7 protein-coding genes and 1 tRNA gene are annotated in these 9,931 nt (G+C 61.1%); 4 read left to right on the top strand and 4 right to left on the bottom strand.

Features of this window, described 5'->3' with window-relative positions; genetic code table 11:
* Window positions 1–211 precede the first annotated feature (211 nt).
* Together MTR72_RS38365 and MTR72_RS38370 are read left to right on the top strand one after the other, a co-directional pair.
* Window positions 212–1,504, top strand: coding sequence for a DUF2235 domain-containing protein (locus MTR72_RS38365; protein ID WP_341512200.1), 1,293 nt, complete (start codon window positions 212–214; stop codon window positions 1,502–1,504).
* A gap of 93 nt (window positions 1,505–1,597) precedes the next feature.
* On the top strand, window positions 1,598–4,663 hold the full coding sequence (locus MTR72_RS38370; protein WP_341512201.1) for a TrlF family AAA-like ATPase: 3,066 nt from the start codon (window positions 1,598–1,600) through the stop codon (window positions 4,661–4,663).
* A 528-nt stretch (window positions 4,664–5,191) separates the two neighbouring features.
* On the opposite strand, the gene MTR72_RS38375 is transcribed toward MTR72_RS38370, so the two are convergent.
* The 3 genes from MTR72_RS38375 to MTR72_RS38385 form a co-directional block, all read right to left on the bottom strand.
* Window positions 5,192–5,266: transfer RNA gene (locus MTR72_RS38375), tRNA-Val, on the bottom strand.
* 165 nt (window positions 5,267–5,431) lie between these two features.
* Window positions 5,432–6,724: a hypothetical protein gene (locus tag MTR72_RS38380; RefSeq protein WP_280969256.1), complete on the bottom strand. Its 1,293-nt coding sequence runs from the start codon at window positions 6,722–6,724 to the stop codon at window positions 5,432–5,434.
* 121 nt (window positions 6,725–6,845) lie between these two features.
* A complete protein-coding gene (locus tag MTR72_RS38385; RefSeq protein ID WP_280969257.1) occupies window positions 6,846–7,451 on the bottom strand; it encodes a DUF1134 domain-containing protein in 606 nt (201 codons plus the stop codon).
* A 139-nt stretch (window positions 7,452–7,590) separates the two neighbouring features.
* Here MTR72_RS38385 and MTR72_RS38390 point away from each other — a divergent pair, with 139 nt between their 5' ends.
* Entirely contained in the window at window positions 7,591–8,076 is a 486-nt protein-coding gene (locus tag MTR72_RS38390) for a YHS domain-containing (seleno)protein (protein ID WP_280969258.1), read from the top strand.
* On the opposite strand, the gene MTR72_RS38395 is transcribed toward MTR72_RS38390, so the two are convergent.
* The gene (locus MTR72_RS38395) at window positions 8,070–8,900 is read right to left on the bottom strand and encodes a 3'(2'),5'-bisphosphate nucleotidase CysQ family protein (RefSeq protein ID WP_280969259.1); all 831 of its coding nucleotides are present in this window, start codon (window positions 8,898–8,900) and stop codon (window positions 8,070–8,072) included. The genes MTR72_RS38390 and MTR72_RS38395 overlap by 7 nt on opposite strands.
* A 186-nt stretch (window positions 8,901–9,086) precedes the next feature.
* Here MTR72_RS38395 and chpT point away from each other — a divergent pair, with 186 nt between their 5' ends.
* The gene (chpT, locus tag MTR72_RS38400) at window positions 9,087–9,740 is read left to right on the top strand and encodes a histidine phosphotransferase ChpT (protein ID WP_063700973.1); all 654 of its coding nucleotides are present in this window, start codon (window positions 9,087–9,089) and stop codon (window positions 9,738–9,740) included.
* The last annotated feature ends 191 nt before the right edge of the window (window positions 9,741–9,931 follow it).

Below are 9,931 nucleotides of genomic sequence, written 5' to 3' on the forward strand. Positions count from 1 at the left end.
GTACGTACAGCACACCAGATTCCTAATAGGAACGAAGCGTTGTTGATTCACTGCGGCCTCCGATTGTAATCGAACAATCTGTGAGGCTCGGCAGCCATCAGAAACGGTTTGGGGCTACGACGGCTGCTGCATTGCTTGCGTTGTCGCATCCAATAGGCCCGTGCGGGCTAAGTCGGTTGCCATAAACATTGGGCTGTTTGGGAGGGGGCAAATGAAGCGTTTCGCGAAAATTGTAGAGAGGGTTGTCGGCTATTCGATCCTTATCGGTATGATCGTTGCTGTCAGCGCGATCGTCGGCCAGCCACAGACCAGTGGCGGAAACCAGGAGGCGTTCTCCGGCCCCTCCAACCAGAGAAAGAGGCTCGCGATCTTCCTCGACGGCACCTGGAACGCGGTGAACAGCAACACCAACGTGTGGCGCATGAGAGCTTTGTGCGCTCCCAAAGATGCTGCCGGAATGCCGCAACTGATCTATTATGAGGTTGGAGTGAATGGCTTTCTTGGCGGCGTCTTTGGTAAGGGTCTCGATGAGAACATCCGGCTTGCCTACGAGTGGCTCGTCGAGAACTACAATGACGGGGATGAAATATTCATCTTTGGGTTCAGTCGCGGAGCTTACACTGCGCGAAGCCTCGCAGGCCTGACCGCAAAGCTCGGAATTTTGAAGCCGGGCTCGCCCATCGGCATCACTCAATTATATGACCGTTATAAGCGCGGGAACGAGGAGACGATCTGGCGGCTAGCCGAGCTGCAGAGCTGGGGGGACCTTCAGAATATCACGACCGAAGAGCGCTGGTTGCTAAAGTACTCGCGACGGGCTGACGTGAAGATGGTCGGAGTCTGGGACACCGTCGGGTCGCTCGGCCTCAAGGCGTTCAGCATCGAGGGGATTAGCAGGTCGACCTTCGATTTCCTCGAAACAGGGCTTCGGATCCACATCCTCAACGGATATCATGCGCTCGCCATCGATGAACATCGCGGCGACTTCGCGCCCACGCTCTGGGACGTCCGCCATCCGAAGGATCCCAAGGCCGTCATCGCGGCGCCAAGGCCCATCTCCGGCGTCGAGCAACGCTGGTTCGTCGGCGCGCACGCCAACGTTGGAGGCGGATACGCGACCGACCTATTGCCTCAGGCGCCGTTGCGCTGGATCATGAAGAAGGCCGAGTCACAAGGACTCGCATTCCGAAGCGAGGTGGATCTGGACGGTGACGGACTGTCGGCGCCGCTTGCGGATTCCTACAAAGAGTTTGCCGACGGTCTGTACTCGAGGATCACCAAGCCATTCTATCGGACGATCGGCCAGGAGCCGGACGTCCGAGACGACGGCGCCCACGTGAATGTGAACGAGACGATCGACAAGTCGGTATTCGATCGCTGGCGGGCAGATGCGTCGTACCGTCCCAAGAATCTCGTCGAGTGGGCCGATCGGAAGCATGTGAATCCGGCAAGCTTGACCAACTCTGTTCGCGCAGACGACCCGGCCGTCGGCGCTCCGGATTGAGAGCATCGACGTTATTTAGGTGTGATCGCCGCATCTGAACTAAAACTAATCGGGTTTCGTTCAAAAAAAATACTAGCTGGAAGGATTGCAGGGATGTTTCCGAGGGGCTCTGAATGGCGCGAGTGGGATCTGCATATGCATTCGCCAGCCTCATTTCATTGGGATGGCGAGCGCTTCGGTACGGACAAGGTGCGAAACGATCGTCTCGTCGACGAGATGATCGAGGCCCTAAATGACGCTGCTCCAGTGGCGTTCGGGCTCATGGACTACTGGACGTTCGATGGCTGGTTCGCGCTAAAGGCGCGACACAGCGAACAGGGGGCGCCGGCACTTCTGAAAACGGTCTTTCCGGGTATCGAACTGCGCTTGGCAGCGCCGATGCAGGGCCGACTTAATGCCCACGTCCTCTTCTCCGATGAAATCAGCGATCAGCACCTCAGAGATTTTCTCTCGCGGCTCAAGCTTGAACTCATCAATCAACCGCTATCTCGTGATGCGCTGATAGAGTACGCCCGATATGTGGGCGCGGACAAACTGGCCAAACATGGAATTGACAAGAGCAGGGTTGTTTCAGAAGACGAGGAGGCGTTCGCCGCAGGATGCAGGATCGCGGAGTTGAAGGTCGACTCATACAAGGAGGCGATACGCGAGGTTCCCAGTGGTCGGGCAGTTGGCTTCATGCCGTTCTCCACCTACGACGGACTTGATTCAATAAATTGGACGGATCATTACGCGTATGCGCTGGGGCTGTTCGAATCTTCTCCCATTTTTGAAACGAGAAGCACGGATTATTGGGCCGCCTTTTGTGGCGTTGAATCAGAGGGAAACAGAAAATGGCTCGATAATTTCCAGGCGGCATTGAGGGGCGTTCCTCGACTCGCGGTTTCCGGCAGCGATGCCCACGGCTTCCGAGGAAACGGGACCAACGATAAGCGCGGATACGGTCAGTTTCCGTCCGGCAAGCGTACGTGGATCAAGGCCGATCCCACCTGGAAGGGCCTGTTACAGGTGCTGAAAGAACCTGCCAACCGCTCATTCCTAGGCGAATTGCCGCCGAAGCTCGAGCGGATCAATGGCCACAAAACGTTCTACATAGACCGGATTAGCGTCTACAAGAACCCTGACAGCGCGCTTCCCGACACTTGGCTCGACGGAACCGAGATCCTTCTGAACCCAGACCTCATCGCGATCATTGGTAACAAAGGAAGCGGCAAGAGCGCCCTTGCGGACATCGTGGCGTTGCTAGGAAACTCGCATCAGAATGTCCACTTCTCTTTTCTCAAACGGGACCGATTTCGCGGGAAGGCGGGTGAACCGGCGCGCCAGTTCGTCGGCAGGCTGTGCTGGCTAGCTGGCGATCCATGCGTCATGTGCCTTGCTGATGATCCATCGCCCGAGCGGGTCGAACTTGTTCGGTACATACCTCAAGGACGATTCGAAGCCCTTTGCAATGATCACGTGTCCGGCAAGACGGACGAGTTCGAGAAAGAGCTGCGCGAGGTGATTTTTTCGCACGTTCCGAACAGCGTCCGTCTTGAGGCCCTCAGTTTCGATCAGCTCATTGACAAACAGGAGAATGTCTTCCGGGCTCAAACGAACGAGCTTCGCAAATCGTTGCGGGCGCTCAACGAGCAGATCGTTGAAACCGAGGATCAACTCCATCCCAACGTCCAGAAAAATATCGAGGAGCAGGTCAAGCTCAAGGCGAAGCAGATCGAGGAACACGCGACAGTTAGACCCGCGGAGGTCGAACAGCCGACGGCGGCTCTTACTGCCGATCAGCAAGCGGCAAGTGCCAGACTCGCGGAGATCGGCGCGGCGCTGGAGCAGCTCAAGACTGAGGCCAGGAAGGTTGCCGACGACAGGCGGCTGATCGGCAGGAAGCAGAGATCGCTCCGCAACATTGGCGAGCGTATTAGTCTGTTTGAGAAGCAATTCGCGACCTTCGTATCAGAGATCGCGGATGACCTCGCCGCGGTCGAGCTTACAGCGGAGAGGATGATTACCTTGACAGTCAACCGCCACGTCCTGATTCAGCTTGAGCAAACGATGCTCGCGAGCGACGCAGAGATGGCGGAAAGGGTCGAAAGTGCCGCTAAGACGGAAGCGGCTCTGGTCACAGAGCAGAAGCAACTCTCTCAGAAATTGAACGATCCGCAGCAAAAGTACCAAGCCTACACGGAAGCCTTGAAGGGTTGGCAAGTGGCCCTGGAGGCAATTGAAGGATCCGAAACGGAGCCGGAAAGCCTTAAGGGGTTGCAACGACGGCTCGCTCAGTTAAATGAACTTCCGACGCTACTGGCACAAAGGCGGGCGGCGCGCCGGGAGATTACCAGCCAGATCTTTGCAGTACTCGAAGAACAGCGCACAGCGCGGGAGGCGCTGTTCGCGCCATTGCAGCAGTTGATTCAGAATAATTCGCTGATCCGGGACGACTACAAGCTTCAGTTTCAGGCCAAGCTAATCGGCTCGCCTGACGCCATCGCGACGAATCTTTTTGGAGCCATCAAGCAAAACGTTGGAGAGCTGCGGGGCGAAGACGAGAGCTTCGCCGCAATCCGTAGCAGATTTGAGAAATATGCCTTTGAAAATGCTGCCGATGCGGTCGGTTTTGCCGAAGACGTCACTTCCCTGCTGACCGAGAGCGCCGATAAGGCGGCGCCCAATGTCCCAGGGATCAGGGCGCTAATGAGGAAGGAGAAGGCGCCGTCGGAGGTCTACAATTATGTATTCGGACTTCAGTATCTGGAACCGAAGTATACGCTGCTGTTTCAAGACACGCACATCGAACGGCTGTCGCCCGGGCAGCGCGGCGCTCTTCTATTGATCTTTTATCTGTTGGTCGACAAGGGACGAAATCCCATCGTCCTCGATCAGCCGGAAGAGAATCTGGACAACGAGACGGTTGTGAGCTTGCTCGTTCCGGTTCTCAACGAAGCAAAGAAATCACGACAGATCATCATGGTAACGCATAATCCGAATTTGGCGGTCGTGTGCGATGCCGAGCAGATTATACACGCAACATTCGACAGAAAGAATGGCGCCCGTATCTCGTATCAGTCAGGCTCTATCGAGGATGGAATAATCAACAGGGCTGTTGTTGATGTGCTGGAAGGCACGAAGATCGCCTTTGACAATAGAGGTCAGAAGTATCACTGAGTTCTAGCGCGGGGTCGCCGATTGCGACTGTTGATGACGCTGCCCAGCATAAATGCATACGGCCGTCGCGGCCCAAACCGCCTCCCTTCATCGACTAAACTCGGGCCCTGCCTCGGAGCGCAGCCGCTCCTTCCACTGCGGCTTTCAAGCGAGCTCTCTCCAGCCGTTTCCTGAACGCTGCATGGGGGCTCCGGGCTCGGCCAGCAGGTTGTCCAGTTCGGTGCGCACGGTAATCCTTGCGCGCGTTGTCGCCGTTGCTCGTAACCCGACAGCGCCATCGCATGCTCTTTGCGAAAACATGCTCGGCACGAGCCTGCCGTCTCCTCTTCGACGATCGGCTTCTCGAAAACGACTGGCCACCCAAGAGCTCTTCGCAGGGTGCAGTTTATCGCCGACCTCTCGATGAATCCCCGCACGGAGTTCTTGCGCGCGGTAGCAAAGCATCGATGTGCCCCTATTGTGCCCCCGCTTTTCTGGGGCACATTAGAGGGGAGGCGGGTTGCTAAGTCATTGAATTTTGGCTATAAATGGTGGGCGCACAAGGGATCGAACCTTGGACCTCTCCCGTGTGAAGGGAACGCTCTCCCGCTGAGCTATGCGCCCGGGACCATCATGCAGGCGGCCGGACCTTGCGGCCGGCCGGCACATTCTGTGGAGCCCGCGATTTAGAAGTGCGGGCCGAACGTGTCAAGTTTCCAGGTGGTCTCGCGCCCGAAAACCTTCCGTAGATCACGCAATTCGCAAACGAAACCGCGCTTTCGGCCCGCTTTACGCCCCTTGCTGGCGGGCGCGGGAGGCGTGGGCCTGGAGCGCGCGGATGCGCTCGGCCAGCGTTCCGCCGCCCTCCGGCAGGCTGGCCGCGCCGTTCGTCGCAGCGTCGTTGGCCGGACGCGGGGCGGGCTTCGGCGCCTGGCCTGCTTCGGCGGCGAGCAGCGCCTCGATCGGCGAGTTCGGGCCTTCGAGCTGCATCGCCAGCTTGGCGACTTCGGCCGCGATGTCGTTGATGCGCTCGCGCAGCAGCGCATTCTCCATGCGCTCGGTCGCCCATGAGCTCTCGGCCTGCTGCTGGATCCCGTTGATGTCGCGTTGCAGTTTTGCGCGCTCGTCGCGCGCGGTGCGGAGCTGCTCTTCCAGCGCGGCCTTTTCCGCGCGCAGCGCGTCGAATGCGGCCGACGACTTGCCGCCGCTGAGCGCGGCGATCTCGACGCGCAGCTCCTTGACGGTGCGCTCGGCGGCCTCATTGGCTTGGCGGAGCTGGTTGTTCTCATAGTCGCGCTCGGCGAGCAGCTTGCCTTGGGTTGCGAGCCGCCCCTCGAGATCGGCGACGCGGCCCGAGAGCATTTCGGCCTCCTTGACCTGCACGATGAGCTGGCGGTCGAGATCGGTGACGCGCTGGCTCAGATTCTCGACGCGGCCGCGCGCATCGCCGAGCTCGCGCGAGGCGGTCTCGGATTCCGTGCGCTCCTGGTTCAGGCGCGCCTGGGTCGCGGCGAACTCCTTCTCGGCATCGCCGACGCGATTCTTCAATTGCTCGATCTGCGCGCGCACCGCGACGAGCTCGACCTGGCGGCTCTCCGCCATCATCGAGCGGTCGGAGAGCTCCGAGTTGATCTTGGCGAGCTCGCCCTGCTTGTCGGTGAGCGCTTGCTCGGCGCCGCGCAGCGCCTCGGTCTTGGCGCTGAATTCCTCTTCGGTGGCGCGGAGCTGCTCCTTCATCGCCTTCTCGCGCGCCTCCAGCGCGAAGATCGTGGCGTTCTTCTCGCCGAGCTCGATCTTCATGCGGTTGATGGCATCGCTCTTCTTGCCGAGCTCGGCGAGCTGGCTCGTGGTCTTGTTCTTGAGCTGCTCGACGCTCATCTCGAGCCGCCGCGCCGACATGGCGAATTCGGCGCGGAGCTGATCCTTGTCGGCCTGGATCTCCGCCATCGACAGCGGCGTTGCGGCCTCGAGCCGGCGCGTGGTCAGGCGGACCGCCCGGTTGTGCACCAGCGGCACGAACGCGAGCCCGCACAGCATCGAGAGCAGGAAACCGATCGCCAGATACATGATCGGTTCGACCATGGGGCAGGACTCCGCAAATCAAGGAAAAATTTACCAACGACAATGCCATGGGGGGCCGGCAAAAAGCCAGCCCCGCCCTGTCGTTAACGTTGATCTGTAGGGGACGGGGAGGAGGGGACCCTCAGAACGGGTTCCAGGTCGCGCGCGGGGTGTATTTGAGATAGCCGATATTGGCTCCGAGCCGCAGGCCGAGGCCGGAGCGGATCGGCACCAGCACGATGTTGTTGGCTGTGAGCGCCGTCATACCGAAGCCACCGATGATGTAGGCCGAGCCGTCGATGCCGCCGAAGCGCTGGTAAATCGCGTTGGTGGCGGGCAGGTTATAGACCAGCGTCATGGTGCGGGCGCCGTCGCCGCCCCAGTCGAAGCCGAGCGAGGGGCCCTGCCAGTAGACGCGCAGATCACCCGCGTTCTTGGTGTAGAGCGTGCCTTCGCCGTAGCGCAGGCCGGCGACGAAGGCGCCGGAGCCTTCCTCGCCCAGGATATAGCCGTTCGGCAGGCCCCACTGGCTGACAGCCTTCTCGATGATCGAGGCAAGCCCGCGCGAGACGTTGCCGAAGAAGCGGTGGCCGGCGCCCACCAGCTCGTCCGGCCCATAGGTGTTGGGCGAGGGGGTCCGCTGCGGCGGCGGCAGGTTCGGCGGCGGCCCCTGTTGGGCGGCGGCCGGCACGATCCAACCGACCAGCGCGGCAAGCGCGACTGCGGCAAGGCGTGATGCGAAAGTCATAAAAAACCCCTGGTACCGAATCCGGTCACTTCCCTTAACCTGACGCCAACAGGCATGGCCCTAGGTTGCGCCGAATGTCCCCTCGACTCGGATGTTATCCGCAGCAACTATGACGGCACAACGGCAGGAAGCTAGCCCTTTGCGCCCCGGAATTGCCTTTATCGGCCTCGTCGTCTGCCTGCTGGCGGGCATATGGATCGACTGCTCCGGGTTGCCGGCACAGGCCGCCACCACCGAACGGATCGTCGTCAACCGCTTCAGCGGGGTGGCGATCGACGGCTTCGACCCCGTGGCCTATTTCGTCGATGGCCAACCGGTCCAAGGCACAGCAGAGTTCGAAGCGAACATCTGGGGCGTGGTCTGGCGCTTCCGCAACGAGGGCAACCGGGCCTCCTTCCTGGCTCATCCCGAAATCTACGGACCGCAGTTCGGCGGCTATGATCCAGCCGATATCGCCCGGGGCGTGACCGTCGCCGGCAATCCGCGCTTCTTCGTGATCGCGGCGCAGCGGCTTTATTTGTTCAGCCGCGAGGACAATCGCGATGCCTTCGCGGTCGATCCGGAGCGCTTTCTCTACGAGGTGAGCAAGCGCTGGCCGGCGCTCCAGGACCAGCTCAGTCAGTAGGGCCGTACCGCCTGCGGATCACCCCAGGCGATGAACTCCGGGATGATGAAGCCAGTGTCGCGACGCTCGCCGAATCGGAGCTCGCCGCCCTTGCCGTCTGTGACCCTGCCGCCGGCCGCAGTCACGACTGCGCAGCCGGCTCCGACGTCCCATTCCGATGTGGGCCCGAAGCGCGGATAGATGTCGGCGGTGCCTTCCGCGATCCGGCCGAACTTCACGGCCGAGCCGACCGTCCGTCTCACGGCATTGGGCCGGGCATCAATGAATGCCTCGCTCTTCTTGTCCCCATGCGAGCGGCTCACCGCCGCGACCCAGGGCTCGCCCTGGTTCGGCAGCTTGCGGGTATGGATCGGCTCGGCGGCGCCGATGACCGCGCCGTCAAATGTCACGCGCTCGGCGCCACGCCCGACGATGCCGCGCCAGAGCAGCCCGAGCGCAGGCGCGCTGACGATGCCGAGCACCGGCACGCCGCGCGTGACGAGCGCGAGGTTGACGGTGAACTCGTCACGGCCGGCGACGAACTCCTTGGTTCCGTCGAGCGGATCGATCAGGAAGAAGCTGTCACGGAAGGGCGGAGAGGCGAGCTGCGTCCGCTCTTCCGAGAGCGTCGGCACCTCGCCGGCGAGTTGGGCGAGGCCATCCGCGATGATCCGGTCGGCGGCGAGATCTGCCTCGGTCACCGGCGAGCCGTCCTGCTTGCCGTCGATGCGCATGGCTGCGCGGTTGACCGCGAGGATGGCTTCGCCCGCCTTCACCACCAGCGCCGTGAGCGGCTCCATCAGGCCGGTCGCAGCCTCGGCGTCGATGATGCGCTTCACCTGCATGCCTCATTCATCGGCAAGTTTCGCCCTCTCGTCGGTTGATTCGGCCGCTGCATTACGGCCGCTTCGAACCTATCGCAAGCTAGCTGCGACGGGCTTGCGAATGTTAGAACCCGTCCCATCCGTCAAGCATGCGTGATTCGCCGCGTCCGCGCCGTGCAATTCCAGGAACCCTCCAGGACCCCTTTAATGTCTGGCACCTCGTCACCCGGTACCGCTACTGCTCCCGATATGCTCGAACTCGCGGCACTGCTGTGCTCGCGTGTCTGCCACGATCTCATCAGCCCTGTCGGCGCCATCGTCAACGGGCTCGAGGTGCTCGACGATGATCCCAAGCCCGAGGACCGCGACTTCGCGCTCGAACTGATCCGCAAGAGCGCCAAGACGGCGTCCGCCCGCCTGCAGTTCTGCCGCCTCGCCTTCGGTGCCGCCGGCTCGTCGGGCGCACAGATCGATCTGGGCGACGCGCAGACCATGGCGCGCGGCCACATCGAGGACGGCAAGTGCACGATCACCTGGAATCTGCCGCGGCTGCTGTTGCCGAAGAATCGCGTCAAGCTGCTGCTCAATATGCTCGTGATCGCGCAGCACACCATCCCGCGGGGCGGCACGCTGACGGTCGATCCGATCGGCGAGGGCGAGACCATGAGCTTTCGCGTCACGTCGACCGGTCACAATGCGCGACTGCCGCAGAACATCGCCGAGCTTCTCAGCGGCGAGCGTGGCCCGGCCGCGGATGCGCACGCGATCCAGCCCTATTATACGCGGCTGCTGGCGCAGGCCTGCGGTCTGACCGTGACGCTCGCGCCGGAAGGCGAAGCCATCATCGTTACAGCTTCGTAAGCGCGGCGTCGTCCGCAGGCGGTTAATCGAATCTTTACGAGGCGCTTCGGTTTGTCCGGAGCGCCTTATCTATTTGTTGGTTCCGTTCCTTTGCACTTACTCAACCAATATTAAACGGTTTGCGGTGAAGCTGGCCCCATTCTGAAGGCGCATACGCGTCGTGCGTGCCCTCCCTGTATGAAGGCCTGTTT

The sequence above is a fragment of the Bradyrhizobium sp. ISRA442 genome (assembly GCF_038085055.1).
Classification (GTDB): domain Bacteria; phylum Pseudomonadota; class Alphaproteobacteria; order Rhizobiales; family Xanthobacteraceae; genus Bradyrhizobium.

Coding starts and splice junctions, on each gene's coding strand:
- MTR72_RS38395 (WP_280969259.1), bottom strand. CDS start 8,900: ATGCAGGTGAAGCGCATCATCGACGCCGAGGCTGCGACCGGCCTGATG.
- MTR72_RS38380 (WP_280969256.1), bottom strand. CDS start 6,724: ATGGTCGAACCGATCATGTATCTGGCGATCGGTTTCCTGCTCTCGATG.
- MTR72_RS38365 (WP_341512200.1), top strand. CDS start 212: ATGAAGCGTTTCGCGAAAATTGTAGAGAGGGTTGTCGGCTATTCGATC.
- MTR72_RS38370 (WP_341512201.1), top strand. CDS start 1,598: ATGTTTCCGAGGGGCTCTGAATGGCGCGAGTGGGATCTGCATATGCAT.
- chpT (WP_063700973.1), top strand. CDS start 9,087: ATGTCTGGCACCTCGTCACCCGGTACCGCTACTGCTCCCGATATGCTC.
- MTR72_RS38385 (WP_280969257.1), bottom strand. CDS start 7,451: ATGACTTTCGCATCACGCCTTGCCGCAGTCGCGCTTGCCGCGCTGGTC.